Origin of the sequence: Chlorobaculum sp. 24CR (assembly GCF_004118635.1) — a bacterium.
In the GTDB taxonomy this organism is placed as follows: Bacteria; Bacteroidota; Chlorobiia; order Chlorobiales; family Chlorobiaceae; genus Chlorobaculum.
Genome location: NZ_SDGU01000008.1, coordinates 1 through 26,337 on the forward strand (window position 1 = coordinate 1; position 26,337 = coordinate 26,337).

Here is a 26,337-nt window from a genome sequence, read left to right on the forward strand (position 1 = left end):
CGTCCGGGCTGAAAGCTGCGGCAGAGACCCCGTCTGAATGTCCGGAGAGGGTCATGAGGCAGTTGCCGGATGCGGCATCCCAGATATTGAGGGTGTTGTCACGAGAGCCGGAAATGATGCGCGATCCGTCCGGGCTGAACGCGGCGGCTGTGACGGTTCCGGAATGTCCGGAGAGAGTCAAGAGGCAGTTGCCGGATGCGGCATCCCAGAGCTTGAGGGTGTTGTCGTCAGAGCCGGAAATGATGCGCGATCCGTCCGGGCTGAATGCGGCGGCCATGACGGCTCCGGAATGGCCGTCGTAGATCGAACATTTTCCTTTGGCAGGAAGTGACGAACTGACGATCCCTTCGCACCCTGCGGCGACATATTCTTTCGTATCAGGGAACTCTGTCATGCTGGTTGCTTTGCATTCAACGAACGAGGCAAGCCGGAGTTCCGCGAAAGTCCAGCGGCTTTTGCGCAGGTCGGTGTTTCGCCAGATCCCGGCTACGGCGTTGGCTTGCGAGTAGTCGGCTCCGGCGGCGTTGCAGGCGAGGAACTCAGCGTTGACGAGGTTGGCGCGGCGGAACGAGGCGGCGACGAGCACGGTGTTGCGGAAGCTCGTGCCTCTCAGGTTCGCTTCGTCGAAGCGTGCGCCCGAAAGGTTCAGGTTGCCGATAATCCATCCGGCAAGCTCGGCCCGTTCGAGATGCACCGTTCGCGGCGCGGGGGTGCGCGTTCCGCGCTCGTGCAGCTTCAGCCAGAGGGCGAAGGCAAGTTCCGAAACCTCCTTGCGGTAAGCGGCTTCGAGGATCGCGGCGAGCGCCGCGACCACCTTTTCGCCTTTCCGCACATCGGCGGCGAGCATGTCGGCCACGAAGTCGAGCGTCTCTTTCGACGGTATCTTCATCTCAAGTTCCTGCGGCTCGAACTGCCGCGCCGACAAGGCATCGACGATGAATCCGGCAAGGAAATACTCCTGCAACGAGGTGTGGGCGAAGGAAAAGCTGTCCGCCTCCTCGCGGATGATGAAGGTGGCCGTGCGCAGGTCTTTCTTGAGCGTTTCGCGGGGCTTTTCTCCCCGATAAGCCTCACTGATCGCCGGGTGGTCAGCCAGCCACAGGTCGAGCCATTCGTCGAGTTCGTCCGTCTCCAGCCCTTCGCCGCCGCGCCGGTGGGTTTCGGCGGCCAGCGACTTCATGAGCCGCTTCTTGTGCGGCGTGCTGAACTCGTGCTTGCCCTCGTCCCGCGCCAGCCAGTTCTCGACCGTGGTGTCGTAAAGCGTGGCCGTGTTGACCTGCGCGTTTTCGGCGGCGAGCCGTTCGATGTCCGGAATGAACTCCGTGACGAGGTTGAGGGTGTATGGCCTCGAAGCGAGATCGCTGAGGTTGTGCACCTTCCCGAACAGCTCGACGATCCGGTCGATCTTGTCGCCATCGCAGCCGAGCCGCTTCTCCAGGTACTCCCTGATCTGCGCCGTGTCGAACGGCAGCAGGGTGCAGGAGCGGTACTCCTCGCGGGTGCGCCCTTCGCGATCCCTGCCGAGAAAAAGCGTGTTCTGCTCGATGGCGTCGCGGAAGTAGTGGGTGCGGCAACTGATGAGGATTTTGCCCTGTGGCGGAGCGCTCTCCTTGCCGCTTCGCTGCTCCCGGATGCTCCAGAGTTCAGCGATGAACAGGTTAGTCTCCTCCGGCGTGAAGTGCACCGTCTTTTCGTCGAGACCGTCAAAAATAATCAGCGCCTGGTTCGAACGCACAAGTTCAATTATTTTTTCAGGAGTGACAATGCTCCTGTCGAGGGGGTCTCTGGTGAAGTCGATGGCGTCGCGCAGAATGTCGGCAAGGCGCGGCACTTTCTTTTCCGTGCCGACCCGCGTCGAAACCCGCCGCAGATCGATATAGACGCACAGCGGCACTGACTCCGGCGCTTCGTCATGCAGCGCATTGATCTGTCGCGCCAGCATCCGGCAGGTGAAGGTTTTGCCCGTCCCGAAATCGCCAAGCAGCGCAAAAAACGGCACGTCGGAATCCAGCGCCCAGCTCAGGATGTAAGGCCGCGCCAGCACGGTATCCGCCGCCGACTCGCTTTTCGATTGATGCGAGATGATGCCGGGATTGGCGCGCCCTTCGATGAACCGCTCGCACTCGTACAGCGAGCCTTTGAATTTCAGATGCCCCTCGGTGAGCTTCCGAGCGCCGTCGGCGAAGCAGACAGCGTATTCGACATCGGCATCTGCTTCGTCAGTTTGTATGCTTTCTTCACGATGCTTTTGTATCCGCTGTTCAATTTCATCCGCCAGCTTGTTGACAAAGTTTTGCAGGTTTGGGCCGCTAACGCCTGAAAAGGGTTTTTCATCAAGGAAAAAAATCTGGAGGTGCTCAAGTCCATGCAGCTCCTGATTTTTGAGATCAATAGGCTTGAGGGCTACAGGAAAGCTCTTGTCCTGAAGTACAGGAATCTCGTGTTCCTGTATGTAGGTACTTGCCAGAAAGTGGCTCGATACAAGCAGGATGCCATAGTCGCATCGGGATAGCCAATCCTGCAATTCATCATGCCACCGGTCGCCGCAAAGCAGACCTTTATCATCGTGCAGGACAAACTGATAACGTTTCGATGATCCAAGTCTGGCTTTTAACTCTTCGGCGAATCTTTTCTTGACGCTGTTATCATAGTGCGCATACGACAGGAAAATTTCGATGCGCGGCTTGATCTTCGCCTTGATTTCCACCGCTTCCGATGACATATAGTCCGCCATTTCGGCTAAAGCGGGTTTCATCGCTTGTTCGACATTGCTGGCATCCTGCGACAGTTCGGCGGATACGTGCTCTTGGCGCTGGTGTTCGGGCATGATTTTCTGGTCAGATCTATTGGGGAAATGGCGTAAAACGAATATAGAGAAATGGCAAGGCATCCGGCAATCGGGGGAAACTTGATCCAGCCCGGAAAGATTCGTTTTGGAATTGTTATCTTACAGTGTAAATTTACACTGTAAACTTTTTCAACTATGGCACGACCTTCAAAAAAGAGGCAGTTGACGAATCTGCCGGAGATCATCAAAGAGGCCGCATGGCGGCAGATCACCGAGTCTGGCGCTTCGGCGCTCTCGCTTCGCGGAATCGCGCGGGCGCTTGGCATCACCGCACCGGCCATCTACAACTATTTCCCGGATCGCGACGCGCTGGTAACGGCCCTCATCATCGACGCATTCAGCTCCTTCGGCGACCGGCAACTCGCCGCGCGGGACGCCGTCGCCGGGCCAAGCAAGGAGATCGAACGGCTCCGCGCCACCGGGCTGGCGTACCGGCAGTGGGCGCTCGACCATCCGCACCGCTACCTGCTCATCTTTGGCAATCCGGTGCCGGACTACATACCCCCGATGCAGGAGGTAAGGCCGGTCATGATGCGCTCGATCAGCGCCCTCACCAGCACCATCGGCGAGCTGTACGCGCTGGGCATGATCGATCCGCAAGGCATTCCTCTGCCGCAGGTCGAAAACACGCAAGGATTTTGTGATACCATGGCTGGGGGTGACGAAACCATGCTCACCGTGCTCTCCGTCGCGCTGCTCATCTGGAGCCGGGTGCACGGCCTCGTATCGCTGGAGATTACCGGCAAGCTGCCGCCATTCGCCAGCGACGGCGCGGCGCTTTACGAATTCGAGCTCGACGCCATCGCCCGGCAATTCGTCCGTCCGGTCGGCGCGTAGCGGACAAATCAAGACAAATCATCAACGGGAGGAACAACCATGAAGGCGACCATCTTTGACGGATCACCGGCAGGCGACCCCGGCTGTGAGCGAATGACGGAGATGCTGGGCGATGTGCTGGCCGCGCGAGGCTACGAAACGGAGCCGGTCGTACTGCGCGACAGGAGGATCGCCAACTGCTCGGGCTGCTTCGGGTGCTGGCTGAAGACGCCGGGGTTGTGCGTTTTCGACGACGACAACCGCGAGCTTTCGGCAAAATTCATCCAGAGCGACCTGGCGGTTTTTCTGACTCCGGTCTCTTTCGGCGCGTACTCGCCGGAGCTGAAGCGAATGCTCGACCACTTCATCGCCAACATCTCGCCATTTTTCACGACCATCGGCGGCGAGTCGCACCACCAAAAGCGCTACGAGCGCTACCCCGACCTCTTGGCGATCGGCTGGAGCGACGGGGCGAACGACGCACAGGCGGCCATGTTCCGCCACCTGGCGTGGCGCAACGCAATCAACTTCCACGCCGGGCGCAGCGCATGGGGAGTGATCGGGCGAACCGACGACGAGGCGGCGCTCGCCTCCCGGCTCGACGAGCTGATGCAGCGGTTCGATGGCACGGAAAAGCGAACGGCCGAGTTGCTCCCGCCACCGCCAGCCGCGATTTCGCTCGACGCCGCGCCGAAGAGCGCGCTGCTGCTGGTCGGCAGCCCGCGCATGGCGAAAAGCTCGTCGGCCTCGCTCGGCGGCTACCTGCTCGAACGGATCGAAGCAGAGGGCGTCGCAACCGAAACGCTCTGCATCCACCGCGCAATGCAGGACGGCGTGAAGCTCCGGGCGATGTTCGAGGCTATCGACCACGCCGACCTCTGCATTCTCGCCTTTCCGCTCTACATCGACAGCCTCGCCGCGCCGGTGCTCGCCGCCATGCGGGAGATCGTGCGGCGCCGCGCAGGCAAACCGCAGCACGGCGGCCTCATGGCGATTGCCAACTGCGGCTTCATCGAATCGCGCCATAACGATCATGCGCTCGCCACCTGCGCCATTTTTGCCGAAGCGAGCGGACTGCGCTGGCTGGGCGGCATCGCCATCGGCGGCGGCGAAGGGCTGGTGCACGGCCAGAAACTCACGGAACTTGGCGGCATGGCCACGCCCTACAGGCAAGCCCTCGACCGCGTCGCCGAAGCGCTCGGCAAAGGTCACGCCGTGCCCGAAGAGGCAAAGCGACAACTCGCTAAACCGTTCGTGCCCGGCTGGCTCTACCGGATGATCGGCGGGATGCGGTGGAAGCGAGAGGGACGGGAGAATGGCGTCAGGCGCGAGCTTGACGCAATGCCGTATGGGGTGCGGGGAGGAAAGAGAACGCAGATTATAGGCGTAGAAAGCCCCCCCATCTTTAGATTGGGAGCAGCTCAGAGTACAACTCATTACCAGCTTGAAAAAGAAGTATAATCTAATCAACGGTAATAATCCGCCAACAGGTACAGAGGAACTCGTCGCGGCGGTGAGCGGTGCAGACCTTTCTTGAGGCAAGAAGAAAAAGGCCAGTATAATGGGGGAAACTTTTCATTATGTCTCGCCCTGTCGGAGACCTGAGTTAACGGGTAAGAATAACATTGGCAGCGGTTATCTGCGACTTTCTGTCCTTGACCTGATACTCTCTCCTGACCTGGTCCATCTGGATGTTCATGGCCCTGATAGCTTCCAAATGCTTGGGCTCGTCAAGGGTCGTGACCTTTTTCTCATCCAGCAGTCGCTGATTGATCTTATCTGTCTTACTGATTTCCTTCAACATTGCGATTTAAGATTATGTTCATAAATTGAAAAAGGTTCGTAATGTAGCTTTTTTTTCTCTAATTTTCCGGAAATGCTGTTAATCACGAAAAAGTTCCCATCATAAGCAGCCATAATCAATGGATTATTCAAGGACTGGCGGTTAGGCTCCGTTGCATCCAGAATCACAAGGCCATTCGCCTTTTTACCTCGAATATCCACCATCGTACTAATTTCTCCAATCCAGATAAACTTTGGCATCGACATCTCCTCTATAAGGGTTTTCATATCACCTTTAACCCCCTTGTCCCGCATTAACTCGTGCTTGTACGACCTGCTCGACGCAAGAAATATCTTCAATACAATCTCGGCATTTTCATTGATCGGGTGTGGCCCGAATAAAAGAAATTTTCTTATATGGCGTTTTGCCTCATACGCTTCAAGATAAATCTTTGGATACAGTGGGACGATAAAGTGCGTTATCTTGCACTGCTTCCAGCTATCCGAATCATAATGAGCCGCCGGATCGGACAAACAGGCTTTGCGATAAACCGGCTTATTATCATCAACAAAAACAAAGCGCTTGGGAACACTATCATAGTCATATATAGTAATATTTCTCTCTTTTTCTAAAAAACAGCTTATACTCTCAACCCTGTCGCTGCAATCATTTTCACGTCCAACAACCAGAAGAGCATGGGCAATATCCGAAGCATCATTTTCTAAAGCCACTACCAAAGGAATGCCACTCTCGACATAGCAGCTCAACAACTTTTCAAACTCCTCCCCACCATACCCCTCTCTCGAATAAATTCTTGTCCCAAACCCATATTCTTTAAGAGCATAAGATATCTGGTGAACATTCAGCCCCCTTGAGGGTATCTGTCGTTCAAAGGATATCGATTGCAACTGCTGAATTATTTTTGATGGCAATGTTGGCTTGTAATAAGAGTACTTGCCTCCAAAATATTCCATAATCGCCCATAATGTCGTTTCTGCACAGGTTATTATCTCGGTATCCTGAGATGCATGAGGAAATCCTGAAACCTGAAATTTAAGACCGCAAACCGTCGTATTGAAAACACAGGAACAGATTCGTATATCATTATTTTCAAGGGCTTTAGGAGAGATTACACTTCGTCCGACAACATTAGGAAAAGTCGGGCGAAGAACATAAAAACCGAGATATCTCTGCTTGAGATCATCGTATTTATCAGGGTCCGCAAAATCATTTTCAGAAACCTCCCCACTGAATAGGGACAAGCGCAGACAATCACGATGATAAGACTTTAATTTCGAAGAAAAGTAATGATAATAGCTGTCTCGATAAAAAAAATCAACATAAGCTGTTTCAGCTAAGATACAGATGTCTTCCCTCAAAACGTCAAGATGAGGCTTCACATGCTCTTCATAGATTTGTACGCACCAGTCGTCATCAAGGCCATACTGCATCCGTAAAAGCTTAGTAATGATCAACTCTGGCCAGTCATCTCTGGTAGCTATGTAAATTTTTATACTCATGCAGCAAGCAATAAATCTTGTTAATTATGGCAACGCCAAAAAAACTTCAGAAATTCAAGCAAAAGCTTAAAAGCGCGAGACTTACTGGGCGCAAAAACACTCATGCGGCCATCTTGTTACCGAAACATCACTCATCACCCGGAGGTATCGGTTTTTTTATCGAGCCCTCTCCGGAACTTGTCGTTGGCTGATAGCCACCCAATGGCTTTGAGTCGCCTATGGGAACCTCTTTTGGTTTTGCCGGCTGATAACCCTTGTCGATTTTCTCAGGTTTCCACCCCTCATTGATCGGCTTCTTATTATCAGGCATAACTATTTCATTAATAATTCTCTTAACTCGACATAAGAAATATCGTCAGCCAGAATAATCACTCCGGCTGTTGAATTCTTTTTTCTCTCGAAACCGCCGCGTTCATTCACCAACCACGTCTCTTCGAGATAAATCTGCTCATCGGCAGGGGCGCTTGAAGCAAATGAGTTCTCAGCATACTTGCCCGCAATGACCGTGCCATTCTTCAAGGTCACCTTGACCCAGTACGGCTTCCTCTGAGCGAACACATAATCCCAAGGCTTTCCTGCAGGGTGAGGGACGACTCTTTGCAGAAATTCGCGAGTAAGCAGAAATCTCCACAAAAAGACCAAAAGCACCGGAAACCCAAATAAAAAAAATACATAAAACACGAAATAAAGCCATGGATTCTGGCTCATAACGTCACTCTGCTCAACAGCGATGATTGGGTAAGCGAGAATGGCATAATTCATTGAGCTATAGGCAATTGCATCAATCACCTTCTCCGATGAAGCGCGCTCAGGGCCAGGGAACAGCAACTCATAGCACTTGATACTGATAAAGCCCGGGATCACAAACGCAAAAAAAAGCAGAAACTTGTCAGTCGTCCAGATGTCCATGAATTTACAAGTTTATCCGTCCTCATTATCATAAGGATAGTTGGGGTGATAATAGCTATGCATGATCCGCTCGTTGGCCCCTAAAAGGTGCTGTTAACACATACTGGGCAAGCATTACTTCACAAACAAACTCAGCTAAACATTTCTTGTAAATTTAATGTAACTATTTCTCTCACAATTTTCAATCACAGCCATATACATAGACATTTCCAGTTGCTATTCCCTTTCAACAACCACGAACCCGGCTCACCCCTCAAAACAATTCCATTTCCCCCTATCATTGCGTAACTTGCGCGCAGTCAATGCACAATCATAACCTCACCGAATCATGATGCAAAAACTGCTCTCGTCAAGCCGGTACCTTGTGCTCATCGCTGTTCTGGGATCGTTCTTTGCCGCGCTCACGCTACTCGTGTATGGCGGCGTGTCGGTGTTTCAGATTATCGCCGACGCCATTATGCACGCAGAGATTTCCGGCAAAACGGGCAAACTGCTCGTGCTTGGCTTCATTGAGGCCATCGACCTGTTCCTGCTCGGCACGGTCTTTTTCATCATTTCGCTGGGGCTGTACGAGCTGTTCATCGACGACACGCTGCCCCTGCCGGACTGGCTGGTCATCCATACGCTCGACGATCTGAAAAACAAGCTGATCGGCGTCATCGTCGTGGTCATGGCGGTGGTCTTTCTCGGTCATGTGATCAAATGGCACGGCGAGCAGGAGCTAATCTGGCTCGGCGGAGCCATCGCGCTGGTCACGGCGGGGCTGACTTATTTTGTTGGCAGCAAGAAGAAGTAGCCGCCGGAAAGAGGCGATGTCCGTCGCAGAAGAAGCGGTTGCAAAACCTCGTTTTCGATACTATTCTGTTCTAAACAGCGCAATGCAATCCGGATTGAACCGTCATGAATATCAAAGCCATTAAAAAACTTCCCCCTCGCGAGCGGGTGAAAATCATGGAAGAGATATGGGATTCGCTGGCCGAGGAGGAGTTGCCAGAGTCGCCCGCGTGGCATGAGGAGGTGCTTGCCGCGAGGCAGCGGCGCGTCGAAAAGGGAGAGGCTCGATTTCTCACGCTCGACGAGCTGAAAAGGATGAAACCGGCATGATTGCGCCCCCCGAGGTCGTCGTCCTCGATGAGGTTTTCGATGACCTGAGCGATGGCAGACGGTTTTATGCCCGGAACGAACTCTGGCTTGGAGAGTATTTCTGGGACTCTTTGCTGAGCGACATCGAATCCCTCTACCTTTACGCAGGCGCGCATCCTCGCCATTTCGGTCTGTACAAACTCATCGCAAGGCGTTTCCCCTACGCCATCTACTATGACATCAAAGGCGCGGCTGTCGTGGTATTCGCCGTTTTGCCCATGCGCCGTGATCCCTCCTGGATAAAAAAGACTATCGCCGGTCGTTCATAAATGGCGGAACCCCTCAGTACCACCTCCTCGACCGGTAGTATTTCAGGAAACCGAAGACGATCAGCAGCATGACGCCGAGTACGGCGTAGTAGCCCCACCAGAGGTTCAGCTCCGGCATGTTCCTGAAGTTCATGCCGTAAACGCCCGCGATGAACGACAGTGGCATAAAGATCGTGGCGATCATGGTGAGGAACTTCATGATTTCGTTCATCCGGTTGTTGACCCCCGCCAGCCAGTTTTCGTGCATACCGGTAACGATCTCGCGGAACACTTCGACGGTGTCGATTACCTCGATGATGTGGTCGTACACATCCCGGAAATAGGGTTCGACCGCATCGCCCACCACCTCGAAATCGGCCCGCGTGACGCTGCCAATGATTTCGCGCAGCGGCCAGACGGTTTTGCGGAAAATGACAAGCTCCCGCTTCAGGGCGTTCAGGGCATTGAAGGTCTCCGGGTTGAAGTCGGCCAGCATCTCGGCGTCGAGGGAGTCGATGCGGTTTTCGATCTCTTCGAGCACCGAGAAGTAGTGATCGACCACCGCATCGACCAGCGCGTAGGCAAGAAAGTCGGCCCCATGCTTCCCTATCTTTGATACGGCGCTCCTGATGCGCTGCCGCACCGGGTCGAACGTGTCGCCCGGCTTCTCCTGAAAGGAGATGACGTAGTCCGCGCCGAGAATGATGCTCAATTGCTCGCGCTCGATTTCGCCGTGCTCGCGGTTAAAATCGAGCATCTGGAGTGTCATGTAGAGATAGCGCTCGAAATCCTCGATCTTCGGACGCTGACCGGTGTGCAGAATATCTTCCTGCGTCAGCGAGTCGATGCCGAAGAGGTTGCCGAACGTTTCGATCACTCCGGTTTCATGCAGGCCATCGACATTGATCCAGAGCACCCTGAAGCGTGATTTCAGGGCGAGGCACTCGGCGGCGTCTTTGACGGCGATGGTGACGGACTCTCCTTCGCGGTATCCGATGGCCGTGATCTGCGTCTTTTCGACCTTCCGTTCGCCAATGTGGATGAGCGCGCCCGGCGGCTGGCCGAACGATTTGGTGCGGCTTCTGAAGACCCGTTTTTCATGCTTCCGCTTGTGGTTCTTTTTGTTCATCGGCACATCATCAATGGTTTGCCCGCCTTTGTCGTCAGTGGTCGGTGTCGGAGAGTGGCCTGCGGAGCGCTTCGTCAGATCAATGGCTGGCTGGCGATGGCTCTGGTCAGCTCCTGCATGACGGCGCTGATAGCGTGGCGCTCCCGGAGCCAGTCGGGCGCGGCTTGCAGGTTGCCGAACGACCAGCCGGAGGCCATCGCGCGAAACAGCTCCATGATCGCTCCTGCGTCTCCGGCGGGCGCGCACATGCCGCCAGACTCGACCGCCAGCCGCGACGCTTCGCCTTCGGGCGCGACGGCGCAGAGCGGCAACCCCATGCCGAGCGCATCGATCAGCCGATCCGGCATGATGGCCGTGCTGGCGGCGCTGTTGCCGAGCACGGCGCAGAAAAACGCCGTGTTCCTGCACCTCTCCAGTTCGCGGTCGATGCCGCCGGTTTCATCGAGAACGAAGAGTTGCCGGATCGGCTTTTTTGCGGCGCGGCGCAGCAGCTCCGGTACGCCATCGCCGAAGAGCTCCAGTTCGAGTCCGCCCGCCGCGATGCCGTCGGCGCGAATCCACGCATCGAGACCGGCGAGGAGCGCCTTGAGGTCGGCCTTGGGCAGCTCGTCCACCAGCAGCGCGACGCGCAGCACCGTGCCGGGCGTTTTCGACTCCTGCCGCCGGAAGGCCGGATGCGACGGATCGAAGGCCGGAGGCACAATAGTCACCAGATTGTGATCGAGCCGTCCCTGATATTTCTTGAGGAAATACTCTTTGAGAAAACGGTTCGGCGTCAGGATGGGCACGCCCGAAAGCAGAATGCGCTCTTCGGCTTTGGCGGCGGCCGAAGAGCGGGAGGCTCCGGGCGCGGGCATCGCCGGATCGAGCGGCGCGGTGATGTCGAGCATGAGGTTCAGCGAGCGCCGCCTCGTGACGTCAAGCGCGAGCATGAGCGGCTCCAGCGGCGGGCCTTGCGCGTAAAGGAGGTCGATCTCCGGATCCTGTTCGAGCAACTGCTCGACGGTGGCTTCGGCGCTTTTCTGCCAGAGCGAGCCGTCGGTCACGCTTTTGAACTGGCGGGCCAGCTTGCCCCTGAACGGGCGCTTCCGTTGTGGAACCTCCTGGCCGAGCAGGAGCGAGCAGCGGGCGACGGCATCGAGGTCGCCCGCGTCGAGGTCGGGGGCCGTACGGTACAGCTCGCTGACGCCGTTCGCGCCGGAGCTGACGCCCGCCGCCATGCCGGCGATGGCGGGAGGGGCGACGGCAACCGGCGACCAGCCGATGGCGGCGAAATTGGTGGCGAACTTCCAGGCCCTCGATGCGCCGCCGGTGACGTAGGGCGGGAAGTTGCGGGTGAGAATCAGAACTTTGCTCACGGTTTGCCCGATGGTTTTTTTGCTTTCGAGATTTTCGACCTTCCGCGCCTCGCGATGACGCCGGTGGCGACGAGGCCGAGCGACAGGAGCGTGGCGACGAGCGAGACCGCGCGGCCTGTCTCGAAGCGGCTGCGGTCATAGACGAAGCGCACCTCGTGCTCGCCCGGCGGCACCACGACGCCGCGAATGACGCCATCGACCTTGAGCGTCTCCTGCTCGCGGCCATCGACTGTCAGCTTCCAGCGTTCGGGATAAAAGACTTCGCTTACCGCGACGAGCGCCTCGCCCTCGGCACGAACCTTCAGCGCCATCGACTCGGCGCTCCGCTGCATCGCGAGCACTTCGCCGCCCGAGAAGCGCTTCACGCCGCGCCACGGCGCTCCGGTCACGACCACGCCGCCGTCGGCGCTCCGCCCGGCCATCACCGCCTCGATGGCCTCGCCATCGCTCTCTGCGGCGAGCGCCCACGGCGCGAACCACGCTCTCGGCATCGCGCCCGCAAGCTCATAGACGGCGACCGGCGTTTCGCCGGAGACGAGCTTCAGCTTTCCGGCAAACACCGGCTTCAGGGCGGGATTGCTGATGGGAGCGGGGCTGAGGAGGTACCGGGCGTTGAGCATCCGGAGCACGTCGAGGTTGGCGAGGTTGTCGGTGCGGGCGAGCAGCTCCTGATAGAGGCCGAGCTTGGCCGCGTGATAGCCGCCAACCGATTCGACGCCCGCAAGGCTGAACTTGTTCTCCGCAAAGAGGCGGCCAACCGGATAGATGCGGAACGCCCCCTCGCGGCTGGCGAGGAAGCGGGTCACGTCGTCCTCTTCGAGCGCCCGGTCGAGCGAGGCGCGCTCCACCAGCACAGAGGCCCGCAGCGAGCGCTCGTTGGGCGAAACGATCCTGTGGTCGATCCAGCCGAGGTCGGCGCACGAAAGCGCGACGAGCGCGATGGCCGCCGCTTGCGCGCCGATCATCTTCCGCGCGGCGAGCCACAGCAATCCGGCAATGGCCGCCGAGGCGACGATCAGCACGAACAGGCTGCCGCGCCACAGCTCCCAGCGCAGGTTGCCGACCATCGTCACCAGATCGTAGTTGTCGATCGGCACCGGCGGAAACGCGGCGCGAAGCAGTTGTTCGAGTCCCCCTTCAAAGGTGAGAAAGAGCACCGCCGCCACGCCGACAGCGATGCCGCCCCACTTGAGCAACGGCGACGAAGCGTCGAGCGGCTTGTCGAGCAAGGCCTGAAGGCCATAACCGGCGAGCAGCGCGACAGAGAGCGCCACGACGACGAGCACCATCGAGGGCACCCGGAAGGAGCTGAACTTGGGCGCGAAGTGGTAGAAGAGGTCATAGACCGGGCTGAAAAAGTTGCCGAAGGAGAGCAGGAGCGCGAGCAGCGTCATGGCGGCGAGGAAAAGCACCACTGGCTTCTTGCGGCCCGCGATTGCTCCGGCGATGGCCAGACCAAGCACGACGAGGCCCGCGTAGTGTGGAAAATCGGTGAAGGGCATGAAGCCCCAGTAGCTGACGCCGCCGAAGCCGAACGCGCCGGGCATGAGATAGGTGAGCAGCTCCGCCGGATGCATCGACCACATCGTGGCGTAAGCGTACGCTTTGGCGGGATCGCCCGCGCCGCCGCGAGCCGAGAAAGGCAGGTAGCCGAGCGCCGGAAGATAGACCTGCAAGGCGATGGCCACGCCGAGCGCAAGCGCCGCGAGGGCGAGTCCGCCGCTCTTTATTTTCGAGACCCCCTCCCGCTTTTCAACCAGAATTTTCACTGCGAGCAGCGGCAGGACGAGCATCCACGAATACCACGCGATCTGCACGTGGGCGCGCTGGAGCTGCAAGCCGAGCACGAGCGCCAAGAGTCCGGCATCGGAAAGGCTGCCGCGTTCAGCGAGGCGAATCGCCGCCCAGAGCGCCCACGGCATGTACGCCGCCGTCATGAGCTGGCTGCCGTGGCCGTAAACGAGCATGGCGGTCATGTAGGGATTGAGCATGAAGGCCGACCCCGCCAGAAAGGCCGCCGTACTGCCGAGACCAAGCCGACGGGCGAGCACGAAGCCCCCCATTCCGGCAAAGACGAGGTGCAGGAGCTGAATGTACATCGGGTCGAGATGCAGGAAGCCGAAGAGCTGGTTCGGCAGATAGAGGCCGCTCAGGTAGCTGAAGGCCGCCACGGTGGGCATTCCCGAAAATGTCCAGGGCTGCCAGAGCGGGTAGTGGCCGGAGCTTTTCTGCAACGCCTGAAGCGCCTTGTCGAGCGCCATCGGCGTGACGCTGTCGGGCGATCCCGGCACGAACTGCAACGTGAGCATCGGGCCGAAAGGAACGGCGAGCAAAAGGGCAAACAGGACTATGGCGGCCAGGTACGGCCAGGCAACTTTTTTCACGGAGCTTCGTTCGACCGGTTACGTTTCAGAAAAGGAAAGAGCTTGAAAATAACCTCCGTCTCCTCCGGTTCCAACCGGAACGCCCGGATCAGGAGCGCGTAGAGCGCCAAGCCCGCCGCGCCCGCCACGGCGAGCAGCGCCAGCGGTGGCATCGGCGGCGCGGCGTACCGGACGCCAAGCATCACCCCCCCGGCAACGACGCCCGCCGCCGTCGGCTTCCAGAGCGCGGCAGAGAGGTACGGAATCCCCAGCAGATGGCGCAGCTCCGCCATCCGCGCGAGCGTCAGGAGCGCCATGACAATCAGCGTCGAGAGCGCCGCGCCGTTCAGCCCGAATCGCGGAATCAGAAGCCAGTGCAGCACCGCCTGAAGCACGAGCGCTCCAGCCTGGTTCATCATGCTCAGTCGCTCGCCGCCGCTCATGGCGAGCACCGTGCTGCCGAGGCCGAACCAGGCCAAGAGCAGCGATGAAACGGAGAGCATCGCCATCGCCACCGCCCCGCCGGCAAATCCCTTGCCGAACACCGAAAGCGCCTCGCCGGGAAAGAGCACGAGCAGGAGAAACGGCACCATGACCAGCGTCAGCGTCCAGCGCGTGACCATCTCGTAGGTCGCCCGGACGCCGCCGTAATCCTGCCGTCCGTGACAGGCGGCGATCATCGGCGCGGCGATTCCGGAAAAGGCCAGCAAGACGGAGCGCAAGAGCCCGGCGGTGCGGGCGGCGGGCTGGTAGAGGCCGACCGTGCCGACGTCGGTCAACAGGCCGAGCATCACCACGTCGATCCAGTGCGACAGGATCGAGAAAAACGCCACGGCGAGCAGTGGCAGGGCGAAGCGGTTCAGCTCCCGGTTGCTCCCGGCGCGGAGCACATCGTTCAGCTCGACGCCGGTCATCCGCCTGAAGCCCGGCAGAATCCACGCCATCGCCGCGAGTGGCGCAATCACGAAGGGCAGCGCCAGCGCGGCCTCGCGTCCCCAGAGCTGGCGAGCAACAAGCATCGAGAAGAGAAAGAGGCCGGGCATGATGATTTGCGTCGCCACCATTTTTGGCATGAGGCGTTGATGCGCCTGAATGGCGAACCCGGCCATGCTGGTCGTCACCGACAATGGCAGCGCCACGGCGACCGCGAGCAGCGTCATGCGCAACAGCTCGCCGCCGTGCAGAAGCGAGGCGAGCTGGCCGGAGAAGAGCGCGATCAGAAGCCCCGCGAAGAGGGCCGCAAGCGAAGTTCTTTTGATGGCAGAGGCGATGGTCTGTCGCCTTGCCTCGCCCTGGCGCTGGTTGACGAAGCGCAAGAGACCCAGGTCGTAGCCGCCAATCGCCACCACCTCGGCCACCTGCTGCACCGCAACCACGAGCGCATACACGCCGAGCGCATCGACGCCGAGCAGCCGCGCGGCGGCAAGATTGTAGCCGAACCGCACCGCTTGGCCGAACACCAACCCGGCCATCGAAACAGCGGCCTCCCGCGCGATAGTCACCTCGCGCTTCACCTTCGTCTCCGTTGCATGGCGCTGCGCAACTCGCGCACCATCGCGGCGGCCAGCGCGTTCCAGCTATGCTTCCGGGCGAACGCCTGCCGCTCCGCTTTCCGCCCGTCGTCGAGCGCTGCGGGCACGAGCCGCACGAACTCCTCCGGCGTCGAGGCCACATGCGCCACATCCCGCGCCTGCCGGACGGCATCGCAATAGTCGATAGCAAGAATCGGCACGCCCGCCGCCGCGTACTCGTAGAGCTTGTTCGGATGCGAGGCGCGCTTCAATGGACTCCGTTCGAGCAGCATCAGCGCCAGATCGAAGCGCTGCAGCCAGGCCGGAAGCTCGTCGTAGCCGACCTTGCCGACCCAATGAACGTTCGGCAATTCGAGCAAATCGGCGTGACGATCCGCCCAGTCATGCGCGTACGCCGGGCCGACGAGAACGACGCTGTACTTCGGGTACGTTTTGGCGACCGACGCGACGAGATCGGCATCGAGCCAGTCCATCGCTCCCGCGTAACCGAGGATCGGTCGCGGCAGCGCGGCCAGCTCTGTCGGCGTTTCGCGGCGCGGCGCGGCGAAGTGATCGAACTCGACGCCGTTGCCGAGTTCGACGCAGCGCTGATCGGGACGCGGTTTGATTTTTTCGAGCAGCAACTCGCTGACATAAAAAATCAGGTCGGCTTTTTCGACAAACCGCCGCATCGAGTCGCGCAGCCACGGCTGCGAGGGCGTAAAGCCGAGGTGGTCGTCGTTGGCGTCGTAAAAGCGCAAGCGGCACGGCATCGAAGCCGCCGCCTCGCCCCAGTAGATGTTGCTCAGCCCGATGATCCGGTCGGCGGCGGAAAATCCCGGCACCCGGCACCAGAATCCCGCAATGGACCGCCCGGCAAGCGTGACGGCCCGGCGGACAAACGGATTGTCGAAAAGCTGCGGCTTGCCGGGCGGAATGGTTTTGAGGAACGGCACGGTCACGACCGTCACGCGCCCGCGCTGCACCGGCAGCCAGTGGCTCCGGCGGCCCACGGCGAACGGTTCGATGAAGAGAATGCGCCACCCCTCCGGAAAACGGGCGAGCAGCCGCTGCTTGCGGGTCGAAAGAAAATCCCACTGGATTTCAGAGAACCAGACGAGATCGACCCGCTCCGCGCTGTCGTTACCGCCGCGCCGCAAGCTCGTACATTCTGATTTTCTCGAAAACGCACCGCAGCATCGGGCGGACGCCGCGCAGGCAAAAGAGCGGCGAACGGATGCCGAATTCGGCGCTGCGCACCACCTCGAATCCGGCCCTCGCGACGAGCGCGTCGAGCGAGCGTTTCGGCATTTCGTGGAAGTGGTCGTGGCTTTGCAGGAAACCCGGCTTCCACGCCGGAGTCGAAAGAAAAAGGCGCGACGACGGCGCGGGATCGAGCGCGTCGCGAATCTGGAGCAACAGGTGGAGCGGGTTGTAGAGGTGCTCGATCACCTCGAACGCCGTCACCACGGGATAGCGTTTTGTTCGATCCAGCGGCTCGGTGTCGAGATCGACCGAGGTGGTCTCGAACCGGCAGCCGAAATGCGCTTCGAGCATGGCGGTCGCGGGCGTACGGTCGCCGATGTCGAGTCCCGCCCGCGCCGGAAGCGGGATTGCTGCGGAGGCCCGGACGAAGGCGAGGCTCTTCTCCCACCGCATCCGGTGAGCCGGATCGGCGCTCCAGCGCTGGTCAACGACCGTCCGGAATGGCTGCCCGCCCGTCATGAAAAATCCTCCTGATCTTGTGATGCCACTCGCCGGAAAAGCTGGAAGCGCAGCAGGCCGAGCAGGGCGCGAAATGGCAAGAGCAATGGGTAGAGCAAGAGGCCGCCGAACATGCCGTGCTTGGCGAAGAGCGTCATGGCCGCGCCGCTTTTGCGGAGCTGCTTGCCAAGGTTCATCTCGCCGCCGGACGACGCCGAGACGCGGTGCCAGAGGCGCGACGCGGGCTGGTACATGACGACGAGGCCACGCTCGCGCACCTTCATCGAGAGATCGACATCCTCGCCGTACATCCGGAAGCGCTCGTCGAATCCGCCGACCGCCTCGAAGTCGCGGCACCGCATCACGAGGCAGCAACCGGTGGCGTAGCCGACCGGCTTCGGCGTATCGAACGGCGGCCCGTCGGGCTGGCGGATGCCGGTGTGCCCGATCAGCCCGGTCGCCGGGCGCACCACGCCGCCTGCGTACCAGATGCGCCCCGGATCGTCCATGTAAAGAATTTTCGGCGCGGCGATGCCCACCCACGGTTTTTGCAGTTCGTCGAGCAGCGGCTGGAGAAAGCCGGGATCGACCACCGTATCGTTGTTCAGAAAGACCACGTTGTTGAATCCGCGCCCGCGAAGTGACCGGAACGCCGCGTTGTTGCCTCCCGCGAATCCGAGGTTGCGGGGCAGTTCGAGAATCTCGACCTCCGGAAAGGCCCGGCGGACGAGACCGACCGAAGCGTCGGTCGAACCGTTGTCGGCCAGAATAGCCGTGAACTCCGGCTGCCGCACCTTCGCGAGCGAGGCGAGGCAGGCGAGCGTGTCCGCCGCGCCGTTCCAGTTCAGCACGATCACCGCTGTTTTTTCGCCGCTCATGCCGACCTCCGGGAGCACGTTTCGAGAAACGCGACCGCTTCGGCAGCGAACGATTGCCACGAAAGCTTGCGGCAAACCTCCGCGATGCCCTCCTCCAGCGGCAGCCGGTCGCGCTCGCGGAAAAATTCGACGATCCCCTCGGCCAGCGCTTCGGCTCCCTCCTGGCGGACGAGCCAGCCGGTGCGTCCGTGCTCGACCTGCGCCTCGAGGCCACCGGCGCTGCAGGCGATCACCGGTACGCCGTGGCCGAACGCGAGCGGCGCGACGCCCGACTGCGTGGCCGAGCGGTAGGGCAGCACCACCGCATCGGCGGCGGCCATCAGCGTGGCGACCTCTCCGGCGGGCACGTACCCTTCGCGGAACACGACCGCGCGTTCGATACCGAGCCGCCGGGCCTCTTCCCGGAAGCGCGACGAGTCGAGGAAGAACTCCCCGGCCACCATGAGCCTGGCCGCAGGCAGTTCACGCACGACAGCGGCCATCGCTTCAAGCAGCGTGTCGAGCCCCTTGTACTCGCGGACGTAGCCAAAGAAGAGCAGCACCGGCGCATCCTCCGGCAAGCCGAGCCTGCGCCGCGCATCGGCTCCGGATGGAGCTGGCGCTTGCGATTCGTAGAGCGGATGGAACAGCGAACAGGTGCGGGCGTCGGGGCTGAAGCCGAGCAGCTCGGACTCGACGCTGCGGGAGAGGGTGAGAAAGCCGTCGGACGACGAGACCAGCAAGCACTTCAGCATTGCGTCTCCCGGAATGGATTCGTGAGCGGTGAAGTTGTGCAGTAGCACCACGGTCGGCAGGCCGCCCAGTCGCCGCACGAACGCCAGCAGCGGGGCGAGCAGGCCGCTCCAGCAGGCGACGAGCAGCACGTCGGGGCAGCTCCGGCGAAGCTGGCGAGCCACTGAAAACCAGGTGAAGGGATTCATCAGATCGAGGGAGAGCGGCGTCGATGCCGAAGGCTCGGCGCCGGGTTCTGTCGCCGGACGCCCCTTCAGCAGCCAGCGAGGCCAGAGGCGGCGGAAGGGAACCGGAAGCACCTCGCAACCGGCAGCCTGTAACGCCTGCCGGAGCCGGTCGCTGAAACGCGCGATTCCCCCCTTGAACGGGGGGAATGGGCTGAGCAGCGCTATCCGCAAAGGCTTCAAGGGCGCGTCCGGTTTGGGGTCAGCCGGGAGTTATTTCTCGCCGAACCCCTGTTCAAAAAAATCGATGAGCTGCCGGGCGGCTTCCGCTTCGTCCTCCCCCTCCAGGCGCAATACCATGCGCGAACCCTTGGGCGCGGCCAGGCTCATGACGCCGATGATCGACTTGGCGTTGATGGCCGACCCCTCCATTTCGATGAAGAATTCGGACTTGAATTTGGAGGCGAGCTTGACGACTGCCGCCGCAGGCCGGGTATGCAGCCCCGCGCTGTTGGTTATGATCACTTCCTGGACAATCACGGATACGGATCGGTTTTAATGGTTAAGCGTTCTGACCATCGCGATTTCATCGCACGCCATGAGTTTCGGGCAGTTGGTGCAATCGCGCCAGATTTTCTGGGGAAAATACTCCTTTTCGATCTCTTTATAGCCCATCTTGGTGAAAAATCCGGGACTGAGCGTCAGCACGAACACCTCCTTGACCCCCTCTTCGGTCAATACGGACTCGGCTTTTCTGACCAGCAGGCTGCCGATCCCCTTGCCGCGGAACTGGTCAACCACGGCAAGCGTGCGGATTTCGGCCAGCTTGACCGAGTAAAAGGCGACCGCGCAGCAGCCGATGAGCTGCCCGTTGTGTTCGGCAACAAAGAAATTACGGATATGTTCGATAATATTCTCGACCGGTCGCTTGAGCATGATCCCTTTTCCGGCGTAGGTGCCGGTCAGTTCGGAGATCAGTTCGGCCTCGTTGAGCCGTGCGTGGCGGATGATGGTCTCAGTTGCCGGCATCATCCGCGGAAGTTTGGTTCGAAGCTGAAATCTGCCTCCACAGCTCGTCCTTGAGCGCCTTGAGGCCCTGACCGGCCACGCTCGAAATGGCGATGACCTTCACGTCCGGATCGAGTTCCGGTACGGCGAACTCCTCCGGCGCGATGTCCATCTTGGTGATTACCGCCAGGCGCGGCTTGGAGAGCAGTGCGGGGTCGAACTTTTCAAGCTCCTTCAGCAGCGTTTCGTACTCGGCGGCAATATCCTCCGAATTGGCCGGCACCATAACGAGGAGCGTCTTGGTGCGTTCGATGTGGCGCAGGAACTGGATGCCCAGCCCGCGCCCCTCGGCGGCCCCTTCGATGATGCCGGGAATGTCGGCCATGACGAAGGATTTGTAATCTTCGTAGCGCACGATGCCGAGGTTCGGCACCAGCGTGGTGAAGGGGTAGTCGGCGATCTTCGGGCGAGCCGCGCTGAGCACCGAGATCAGCGTCGATTTACCCGCGTTCGGGAAGCCGACAAGGCCCACGTCGGCCATCAGCTTCAGCTCCATCTCAAGCTCGAACTCATCGCCCTTCTCGCCGGGCTGGGCGAATCGCGGGGCCTGCCGGGTCGCCGTGGCGAAGTGCTGGTTGCCCCAGCCGCCGCGCCCGCCCTTGGCGATCAGCACCTCCTGCCCGTCCTCGACCATGTCGCACATCATCTCGCCGGTTTCGGCATTGCGCACCACCGTGCCGCAGGGGACGCCGATGACGATGTCCTTGCCATCCTTGCCGCTCTTGCGCGCGCCCATGCCGTGTTCGCCCCGGTCGGCGATGTAGGACTTGCGGTACTTGAAGTCGAGCAGCGTGGCGAGCTGCCGGTTGGCGCGCAGATACACATGGCCGCCACGCCCGCCATCGCCGCCATCCGGCCCACCTTTGGGCACGTACTTCTCTCTTCTGAAACTCACGCTACCCCGGCCGCCGTCGCCGGCCTTTATCGAGATTTTCGCACTATCGACAAACTTCACGCTGCCATCCTTTTTGTAATAATCGCTATCGTTACCTAAGTTACTCTGAATCTTAAACCAGACCGACCGATGGCCGCATCCAGAAAATCACAGCAGACAACCGCCCCGACCATCGAAGAGCTGATCCAGCGCCTCGAAGAGCTGACCGGCCAGATCGAAAATCCCGAAACCGGGCTGGAGAACTCCATCGCGCTTTACGAAGAGGGTCTTTCGGTTGCCGGAGAGTGCCGCAAGCGCTTGCAGGATACTCGCAAGAAGCTCGAAACGATCAATCCCGATCAAGCCGCCGCCCAGCCGGAAAAGCCCGCGAAACCGGCGAAACCTGAACCTCCGAAACCCGCCGACCTGTTCGGCATGGAGGGGTGAGAAGCCTCAGGGTTTCTTTCCCTGGAGGGTTTCAACCCTCCGGATATTCGCTCTTCCATTCTCTTCACTTGCCCCGGACTTCAGTCCGGGGGGAGAGAGAGTCGAATCACCCCTCCAGCATCGACTTGAGGATGTCGTTCACCACCTTCGGGTTGGCCTTGCCCTTCATCTTCTGCATACACTGACCGACGAAAAAGCCAAAGAGCTGCGTTTTGCCGCTGCGATACTGTTCGAGCTGCTTTTGGTTCGCGTCGAGAATCTCCCTGATCGCCACCTCGATTGCGCCCGTGTCGGAGACCTGCGCCAGCCCTTCGCGCTCGACGATCGACTCCGGCGCGGCTTCGTCCGCCTGCATGATCTCGAAGACCTGCTTGGCGATGGTGTTGCTGATCGCGCCTGCGTTGATGAGCTTGATGAGGCCGCCGAGCCGTTCGGGCGAAATGGCGAACTCGTGAATGTCGAGGTACTTCTCCTTCAGTGTGCGCATCACCTCGCCCATCACCCAGTTCGACGAGGCCTTTGCGTCACCCGAAACCGTCAGCGTCGCCTCGAAGTAGTCGGCCAGTTCGCGCTCCACGGTGAGCACCCCGGCGTCATAGTCGGGAATGCCGAACTCCGAGACGAAGCGCGCCGCGCGATCTTCCGGAAACTCCGGCAGCTCCTGGAGCATCCGGTGCATCATGCCCTCATCGACCAGCACCGGCACCAGATCCGGATCGGGGAAGTAGCGGTAGTCGTGGGCGTGCTCCTTGCCGCGCATCGAGCGGGTTTCGAGCTTGTCGGCGTCCCACAGGCGCGTCTCCTGCACGATCACGCCGCCGCCTTCGATCACCTCGATGTGGCGTTTGGCCTCGTACTCGATGGCCCGCTCGACATTGCGGAACGAGTTCATGTTCTTGATCTCGGTGCGGGTGCCGTACTCGGTCGCGCCGACCGGCCTGACCGACACGTTGGCGTCGCAGCGCAGGCTGCCCTCCTCCATGTTGCCGTCGGAGATGCCGAGGTACTTGACGATCTGGCGCAGCTTCTGCAGGTAGGCCGAGGCCTCTTTCGAGGTGCGCATGTCGGGGTAGCTCACGATTTCGAGCAGCGGCACGCCGCAGCGGTTCACGTCGATGTAGGTGTCGTCGCCGATGTCGTGGATCGACTTGCCAGCGTCCTCCTCGATGTGAATCCGGACGAGGCGAATCTCCTTGCGCCCCTCGTCGAGATCGACGTGGATCATCCCCTCCGAGCAGATCGGCTCCTCGTACTGCGAAATCTGGTAGCCTTTGGGAAGGTCAGGGTAGAAGTAGTTTTTTCGCGCCAGAATGGAGTGGCGGGCGATGGTGCAGTTGGTGGCCAGGCCGAGCTTGACGGCGTCCTCCACCACGCGGGCATTCAGCACCGGCAACGCGCCGGGCAGGGCCAGGCAGACCGGGCAGACGTTGGTATTGGCCGCCTTGCCGAAGGTTGCCGAGCAGCCGCAGAAGGCCTTGCTTTCGGTATTGAGCTGGCAGTGGACCTCAAGGCCCACGACAATTTCATAGTTCATCAGGAAATGAGATAGTGAAAAAAACTTTCTCGAAAGCCGAGCGCATCACCGGTACGGTTCGAAGCTGAACTTCTGTCCGCCGACGGTGAGTTCACCCATCAGCCCCGCGTTTGGCATGGCGAAAACAGCCACGCCATTTGAATAATCGGTATTGGTGGCCATGCCAGCCTTGACGGCCACAACGGCAAACTGGGCGCTCAGCTCGTAATTGCCTTTGGTGAAATTGACCAGCGCGTCGCGATCCCTGAAGAAAATAATCTCGGAAAAGGACTGTCCGCCAAGCTGCGGCCCCAAATTGAGCATCGTCACGGTTGAATTGCCGATGGGCCGCCCCTCTTCGTAAACCACGCCCTTGCCGTGCCCGCCGCCGATGAGAATAATGCCGCCCTTGTAAATATCGGTAAAGACCGCGTAACCGTAAGCTCTTTCAAAGAAGCGCTCAAGGGATGGATCGGTTTTTCTGAACGTCCGGATCGTCCGTTCGGCATTATGCTCGTCGGCGGGGTCCCAGCCAGCGCGAGCCGTTCCAAAAAGCATCGTCACCGCCGCCAAAGCGATCAGCAACGCCCGCATCAAATGTACTCTCTTCATCATGGCAACCGTTTTTTCGTTGGACAAATAAAAACAAACCGGCAAAAAGTTGCAATGCAACGCCAGCCTGCAATGTACGATTTTCCAGCCTGAAAACCCGGAGCGAGCCGAGGCGCAAAAAGCCGGGAAATCAACAAATTGGACGCTGAACGGGGGTGAATCTTTCGGAATGATGAGCCGTCCCGGCAGTTCTCCAGAGGATGCCTGCAAAATCGTTGCCAACAGCTTTGTCGGGAAAGGCGATTTTGATTCAGCCTGGCCGCATCAGTCGCTGGGGTACAGAACCCCGGACGAGGTGTACGCAAGCGGTACGGGTGGCGGCGCATGCATCGTTGACAAGTTCTCTCAAAAGCAATCCTCTGACGGGTCGTCAGAGGTTACACAGCAGCAATCAGCTGCATGAACAACGGCGAGTTACCAGCTTAAACTCGACCCGATTCTGTCTGACGGCTGGGGGCCACTTCACTCATGGTTACATCTCCTCGATCAGCCGCCGATTTTCAACTGGCAGAAAGCCTCTTGCGGGCATAACTTTAAAATATTCAGATGAAATATCATGCCATTTTTCGGTGATTTGTAATTCTCTTCCCTCATCTTCGGTTAGCATGCGTAACCTCACTTTTTCCGAAAAACCTTTTCCTCTGCGATTGCATAATCTTTTTTGTCGCTATGCCGTTGAAGAGTTATATAGGTTAAGATTTACGTCTCCAGGCAGGTTAGCTCTATTCTAACGTATAGATTTTTAATAAGATAAGTTTCATGGGCGATGTGCCTGTGCCGTGATGTGCGGGTATTCTGGCGATATTGTCCGAGCGAATAAATTCTGTAAGGAGTTGCTGATTTGGCTTTGATTTCGATTCCGAGGCTCGTGATTTCGGCTTCGTGGAAGAGCGCCGGGAAGACCACGGTAAGTTTGGGGCTGCTTCGGCTCTTGGCTGAAAAGGGTGTGCCGGTCGTGAGTTTCAAGAAGGGGCCGGACTATATCGATCCGATGTGGCACCGCGTGGCGAGCGGTGGCGAGTGCTATAATCTCGATACTTGGATGATGGGCGAGGCGGCTTGCCGCGATACCTTCGCACGGAGCTGCGCCCGGAGGCCGGGCAGCATCGCCCTGATCGAGGGCAACCACGGGCTGCACGACGGCCTCGATATGGCCGGATCGGACAGCAGCGCCGGTCTGGCCGCTTTGCTCGACGCGCCGGTGCTGCTGGTGATCGACAGCCGCCGGATGAATCGCGGCGTGGCCGCGCAGGTGCTCGGCCTCCAGGCGATGCCGCCGAAGGTCAGGATCGCGGGCGTCATTCTCAACCATGTCGCCACCGCGCGGCAGGAGTCGAAGCAGCGCCAAGCCATCGAAACCTTCTGCAACGCGCCCGTGCTCGGCGCGATTCCCGCCGACTCGTCGCTGCTGCTGCCCGAACGCCACCTCGGCCTGGTGACGGTCGGCGAGGCCTCGGATGCCGAGGCCTTCATCCGCGTCGCCGCCGGGCAGGTCGAGCGCCACTGCGACCTCGCCGCGATCCGTAGCCTTTTCGATGAGGCAGCGCTGCTCCCGCTGCCGGAGGCGGTCGAAGTCCCGTCGTCGAAAAAAGAGGCGACGGTCAAAATCGGCGTCTTTCGTGACGTGGCCTTCTGCTTCTACTACCCCGACAACCTCGACGCCCTGCGCGATGCCGGGGCCGAGCTGGTGTTTATCGACACCTTCAAAACCACCGCTCTCCCGGAGATCGACGGACTCTATCTTGGCGGTGGCTTTCCGGAGTCGTTTTTCGCTGAACTGAGCGCTAATGCCGGGCTTTTGCGGGATGTGCGCGAGCGCATCGAAGCGGGAATGCCAACCTGGGCCGAGTGCGGCGGGCTGATTTACCTGTGCCGCAGCGCAACGTGGGAGGGCAAGCAATGGCCTCTCGCCGGAGTGCTTCCGGTGGATATTGCTTACCAGCGGAAACCCGCCGGGTGCGGTTATCTGGAACTCGAAAGCCGCGCTGGTTCGGAATGGTTTGCTGCTGGCGAGCGGGTTCGGGCGCATGAGTTTCACTATTCCAAACCGGCTGACGGCGGCGTTGATCTCGCCTGCCAGTTCGATGTGGCCAAAGGCTTCGGCCTTACTGGCCGCGAGGATGGCTTGCTGTACAAGAGCCTGTTTGCTTCGTACGCCCATTTTCATGTGGCGGCGCATCCGGAGTGGGCGGAGCGTTTTGTCGCGCATGCCAACAGGTTCAGAATTCAGCGATTGACGTAGAACGTCTGAACTTACACCTCTCGCCGATAGGCAAATTCTTCCCGGAAGGCTTGATTCATTCATGATATTTTGCTAACTACATTGTTCAATGGTTTAAGGAGCGCCGTAGTCAACTACCTGATATTACCTGCCGTTATTTAAACAGATCACTTTCTGGAAATCCGGGTTTTCTGATTGAGTGCCATCACAGGATTCACGGCGTCCTTGCGGACAGGTTACGGGTGAGCAGACCGGACAAAGAAAAAGTTCTGATCTGTTGAAAAATTGAAACGATATTAACTACATAAACATATATCGACATTACCGATAATCGAGCGAGGCGTGATACATAACCGTCGTCCGCACTCATTTTCAACATCATATCTCAATTCAAGGAGAATCATTATGGCAATTGACATCAATGGCATGAGCGTCGAGACGGACGAGAATGGCTATCTGGTGAATCTGGATGACTGGACCGAGGATGTGGCGGTGA

28 protein-coding genes are annotated in these 26,337 nt (G+C 59.4%); 9 read left to right on the forward strand and 19 right to left on the reverse strand.

Going from position 1 to position 26,337, the window contains the following annotated elements; genetic code table 11:
* The coding region (locus EST62_RS01545; RefSeq protein ID WP_167599106.1) for a TIR domain-containing protein at positions 1-2,827 on the reverse strand (2,827 nt) is incomplete at its 3' end.
* A gap of 156 nt (positions 2,828-2,983) precedes the next feature.
* Between EST62_RS01545 and EST62_RS01550 the strand changes: the two genes are divergently transcribed.
* Together EST62_RS01550 and EST62_RS01555 are read left to right on the forward strand one after the other, a co-directional pair.
* Positions 2,984-3,685: a TetR/AcrR family transcriptional regulator gene (locus tag EST62_RS01550; protein ID WP_129050354.1), complete on the forward strand. Its 702-nt coding sequence runs from the start codon at positions 2,984-2,986 to the stop codon at positions 3,683-3,685.
* A 39-nt stretch (positions 3,686-3,724) separates the two neighbouring features.
* Positions 3,725-5,125 (forward strand): flavodoxin family protein, encoded by a 1,401-nt coding sequence (locus EST62_RS01555; protein WP_129050355.1) that lies wholly within the window; start codon positions 3,725-3,727, stop codon positions 5,123-5,125.
* A 145-nt stretch (positions 5,126-5,270) separates the two neighbouring features.
* Here EST62_RS01555 and EST62_RS01560 read toward each other — a convergent pair whose 3' ends face one another.
* From EST62_RS01560 to EST62_RS01575, 4 genes are all read right to left on the reverse strand, one after another.
* Positions 5,271-5,468, reverse strand: a complete 198-nt coding sequence (locus EST62_RS01560; RefSeq protein ID WP_129050356.1) for a hypothetical protein — start codon at positions 5,466-5,468, stop codon at positions 5,271-5,273.
* Positions 5,462-6,967, reverse strand: a complete 1,506-nt coding sequence (locus EST62_RS01565) for a papain-like cysteine protease family protein (protein WP_129050357.1) — start codon at positions 6,965-6,967, stop codon at positions 5,462-5,464. Before EST62_RS01565 ends, EST62_RS01560 begins: the two co-directional genes overlap by 7 nt.
* Before the next feature lie 127 nt (positions 6,968-7,094).
* Complete coding sequence (locus tag EST62_RS01570; protein ID WP_129050358.1) at positions 7,095-7,277, reverse strand: hypothetical protein; 183 nt, start codon at positions 7,275-7,277, stop codon at positions 7,095-7,097.
* A 2-nt stretch (positions 7,278-7,279) separates the two neighbouring features.
* Positions 7,280-7,876: a DUF6338 family protein gene (locus tag EST62_RS01575; RefSeq protein ID WP_129050359.1), complete on the reverse strand. Its 597-nt coding sequence runs from the start codon at positions 7,874-7,876 to the stop codon at positions 7,280-7,282.
* A gap of 328 nt (positions 7,877-8,204) precedes the next feature.
* On the opposite strand from EST62_RS01575, the gene EST62_RS01580 reads away from it, so the two are divergent.
* The 3 genes from EST62_RS01580 to EST62_RS01590 all read left to right on the forward strand — a co-directional run bounded on the left by EST62_RS01580 (position 8,205) and on the right by EST62_RS01590 (position 9,288).
* Entirely contained in the window at positions 8,205-8,672 is a 468-nt protein-coding gene (locus EST62_RS01580; protein ID WP_167599107.1) for a YqhA family protein, read from the forward strand.
* Between the two features lie 104 nt (positions 8,673-8,776).
* Positions 8,777-8,980 (forward strand): addiction module protein, encoded by a 204-nt coding sequence (locus EST62_RS01585; RefSeq protein ID WP_129050360.1) that lies wholly within the window; start codon positions 8,777-8,779, stop codon positions 8,978-8,980.
* Positions 8,977-9,288, forward strand: coding sequence for a type II toxin-antitoxin system RelE/ParE family toxin (locus tag EST62_RS01590; protein ID WP_129050361.1), 312 nt, complete (start codon positions 8,977-8,979; stop codon positions 9,286-9,288). Before EST62_RS01585 ends, EST62_RS01590 begins: the two co-directional genes overlap by 4 nt.
* Before the next feature lie 13 nt (positions 9,289-9,301).
* On the opposite strand, the gene corA is transcribed toward EST62_RS01590, so the two are convergent.
* The 11 genes from corA to obgE form a co-directional block, all read right to left on the reverse strand.
* Positions 9,302-10,396 carry a magnesium/cobalt transporter CorA gene (corA, locus tag EST62_RS01595; RefSeq protein WP_129050362.1) on the reverse strand — a complete coding sequence of 365 codons (1,095 nt, stop codon included), beginning with the start codon at positions 10,394-10,396 and terminating at the stop codon, positions 9,302-9,304.
* A gap of 74 nt (positions 10,397-10,470) precedes the next feature.
* Entirely contained in the window at positions 10,471-11,754 is a 1,284-nt protein-coding gene (locus EST62_RS01600; protein WP_129050363.1) for a hypothetical protein, read from the reverse strand.
* Positions 11,751-14,138, reverse strand: a complete 2,388-nt coding sequence (locus tag EST62_RS01605; protein WP_129050364.1) for a hypothetical protein — start codon at positions 14,136-14,138, stop codon at positions 11,751-11,753. Before EST62_RS01605 ends, EST62_RS01600 begins: the two co-directional genes overlap by 4 nt.
* Positions 14,135-15,631 carry a polysaccharide biosynthesis C-terminal domain-containing protein gene (locus EST62_RS01610; protein WP_129050365.1) on the reverse strand — a complete coding sequence of 499 codons (1,497 nt, stop codon included), beginning with the start codon at positions 15,629-15,631 and terminating at the stop codon, positions 14,135-14,137. Before EST62_RS01610 ends, EST62_RS01605 begins: the two co-directional genes overlap by 4 nt.
* Positions 15,628-16,788: a glycosyltransferase gene (locus tag EST62_RS01615; protein ID WP_167599108.1), complete on the reverse strand. Its 1,161-nt coding sequence runs from the start codon at positions 16,786-16,788 to the stop codon at positions 15,628-15,630. Before EST62_RS01615 ends, EST62_RS01610 begins: the two co-directional genes overlap by 4 nt.
* Positions 16,772-17,353, reverse strand: a complete 582-nt coding sequence (locus EST62_RS01620) for a methyltransferase domain-containing protein (RefSeq protein ID WP_129050366.1) — start codon at positions 17,351-17,353, stop codon at positions 16,772-16,774. Before EST62_RS01620 ends, EST62_RS01615 begins: the two co-directional genes overlap by 17 nt.
* Positions 17,350-18,210: a glycosyltransferase family 2 protein gene (locus EST62_RS01625; RefSeq protein WP_129050367.1), complete on the reverse strand. Its 861-nt coding sequence runs from the start codon at positions 18,208-18,210 to the stop codon at positions 17,350-17,352. Before EST62_RS01625 ends, EST62_RS01620 begins: the two co-directional genes overlap by 4 nt.
* Positions 18,207-19,349, reverse strand: coding sequence for a glycosyltransferase (locus EST62_RS01630; RefSeq protein WP_129050368.1), 1,143 nt, complete (start codon positions 19,347-19,349; stop codon positions 18,207-18,209). The genes EST62_RS01625 and EST62_RS01630 overlap by 4 nt, the downstream gene beginning before the upstream one ends.
* A gap of 30 nt (positions 19,350-19,379) precedes the next feature.
* Positions 19,380-19,646 (reverse strand): HPr family phosphocarrier protein, encoded by a 267-nt coding sequence (locus EST62_RS01635; protein ID WP_129050369.1) that lies wholly within the window; start codon positions 19,644-19,646, stop codon positions 19,380-19,382.
* Between the two features lie 15 nt (positions 19,647-19,661).
* Positions 19,662-20,135 (reverse strand): N-acetyltransferase, encoded by a 474-nt coding sequence (locus EST62_RS01640; RefSeq protein ID WP_129050375.1) that lies wholly within the window; start codon positions 20,133-20,135, stop codon positions 19,662-19,664.
* The gene (gene obgE, locus EST62_RS01645; protein ID WP_129050370.1) at positions 20,122-21,129 is read right to left on the reverse strand and encodes a GTPase ObgE; all 1,008 of its coding nucleotides are present in this window, start codon (positions 21,127-21,129) and stop codon (positions 20,122-20,124) included. Before obgE ends, EST62_RS01640 begins: the two co-directional genes overlap by 14 nt.
* A 69-nt stretch (positions 21,130-21,198) precedes the next feature.
* On the opposite strand from obgE, the gene xseB reads away from it, so the two are divergent.
* Positions 21,199-21,495, forward strand: coding sequence for an exodeoxyribonuclease VII small subunit (xseB, locus tag EST62_RS01650; protein ID WP_129050371.1), 297 nt, complete (start codon positions 21,199-21,201; stop codon positions 21,493-21,495).
* Between the two features lie 106 nt (positions 21,496-21,601).
* Here xseB and gatB read toward each other — a convergent pair whose 3' ends face one another.
* The gene (gene gatB, locus EST62_RS01655; protein WP_129050372.1) at positions 21,602-23,029 is read right to left on the reverse strand and encodes an Asp-tRNA(Asn)/Glu-tRNA(Gln) amidotransferase subunit GatB; all 1,428 of its coding nucleotides are present in this window, start codon (positions 23,027-23,029) and stop codon (positions 21,602-21,604) included.
* A 45-nt stretch (positions 23,030-23,074) separates the two neighbouring features.
* Positions 23,075-23,623 (reverse strand): hypothetical protein, encoded by a 549-nt coding sequence (locus tag EST62_RS01660; RefSeq protein WP_129050373.1) that lies wholly within the window; start codon positions 23,621-23,623, stop codon positions 23,075-23,077.
* A 46-nt stretch (positions 23,624-23,669) separates the two neighbouring features.
* Between EST62_RS01660 and EST62_RS13345 the strand changes: the two genes are divergently transcribed.
* Positions 23,670-24,023 carry a hypothetical protein gene (locus EST62_RS13345; RefSeq protein WP_167599109.1) on the forward strand — a complete coding sequence of 118 codons (354 nt, stop codon included), beginning with the start codon at positions 23,670-23,672 and terminating at the stop codon, positions 24,021-24,023.
* A 69-nt stretch (positions 24,024-24,092) separates the two neighbouring features.
* Here the strand turns inward: EST62_RS13345 and EST62_RS13860 are convergent, their stop codons facing one another.
* Positions 24,093-24,227: a hypothetical protein gene (locus EST62_RS13860; protein ID WP_256372344.1), complete on the reverse strand. Its 135-nt coding sequence runs from the start codon at positions 24,225-24,227 to the stop codon at positions 24,093-24,095.
* Between the two features lie 234 nt (positions 24,228-24,461).
* On the opposite strand from EST62_RS13860, the gene EST62_RS01670 reads away from it, so the two are divergent.
* Together EST62_RS01670 and EST62_RS13710 are read left to right on the forward strand one after the other, a co-directional pair.
* On the forward strand, positions 24,462-25,862 hold the full coding sequence (locus EST62_RS01670; RefSeq protein ID WP_245153391.1) for a cobyrinate a,c-diamide synthase: 1,401 nt from the start codon (positions 24,462-24,464) through the stop codon (positions 25,860-25,862).
* 384 nt (positions 25,863-26,246) lie between these two features.
* Positions 26,247-26,337 (forward strand): TusE/DsrC/DsvC family sulfur relay protein (locus EST62_RS13710; RefSeq protein WP_167599110.1); only part of this gene is annotated, 91 nt, incomplete at its 3' end.

Coding starts and splice junctions, on each gene's coding strand:
- EST62_RS01560 (WP_129050356.1), bottom strand. CDS start 5,468: ATGTTGAAGGAAATCAGTAAGACAGATAAGATCAATCAGCGACTGCTG.
- EST62_RS01555 (WP_129050355.1), top strand. CDS start 3,725: ATGAAGGCGACCATCTTTGACGGATCACCGGCAGGCGACCCCGGCTGT.
- EST62_RS01590 (WP_129050361.1), top strand. CDS start 8,977: ATGATTGCGCCCCCCGAGGTCGTCGTCCTCGATGAGGTTTTCGATGAC.
- EST62_RS01570 (WP_129050358.1), bottom strand. CDS start 7,277: ATGCCTGATAATAAGAAGCCGATCAATGAGGGGTGGAAACCTGAGAAA.
- EST62_RS01585 (WP_129050360.1), top strand. CDS start 8,777: ATGAATATCAAAGCCATTAAAAAACTTCCCCCTCGCGAGCGGGTGAAA.
- corA (WP_129050362.1), bottom strand. CDS start 10,396: ATGAACAAAAAGAACCACAAGCGGAAGCATGAAAAACGGGTCTTCAGA.
- EST62_RS01625 (WP_129050367.1), bottom strand. CDS start 18,210: ATGAGCGGCGAAAAAACAGCGGTGATCGTGCTGAACTGGAACGGCGCG.
- EST62_RS01640 (WP_129050375.1), bottom strand. CDS start 20,135: ATGCCGGCAACTGAGACCATCATCCGCCACGCACGGCTCAACGAGGCC.
- EST62_RS13860 (WP_256372344.1), bottom strand. CDS start 24,227: ATGCTAACCGAAGATGAGGGAAGAGAATTACAAATCACCGAAAAATGG.
- EST62_RS01550 (WP_129050354.1), top strand. CDS start 2,984: ATGGCACGACCTTCAAAAAAGAGGCAGTTGACGAATCTGCCGGAGATC.
- EST62_RS01575 (WP_129050359.1), bottom strand. CDS start 7,876: ATGGACATCTGGACGACTGACAAGTTTCTGCTTTTTTTTGCGTTTGTG.
- gatB (WP_129050372.1), bottom strand. CDS start 23,029: ATGAACTATGAAATTGTCGTGGGCCTTGAGGTCCACTGCCAGCTCAAT.
- EST62_RS01580 (WP_167599107.1), top strand. CDS start 8,205: ATGATGCAAAAACTGCTCTCGTCAAGCCGGTACCTTGTGCTCATCGCT.
- EST62_RS01620 (WP_129050366.1), bottom strand. CDS start 17,353: ATGACGGGCGGGCAGCCATTCCGGACGGTCGTTGACCAGCGCTGGAGC.
- EST62_RS01660 (WP_129050373.1), bottom strand. CDS start 23,623: ATGATGAAGAGAGTACATTTGATGCGGGCGTTGCTGATCGCTTTGGCG.
- xseB (WP_129050371.1), top strand. CDS start 21,199: ATGGCCGCATCCAGAAAATCACAGCAGACAACCGCCCCGACCATCGAA.
- EST62_RS01565 (WP_129050357.1), bottom strand. CDS start 6,967: ATGAGTATAAAAATTTACATAGCTACCAGAGATGACTGGCCAGAGTTG.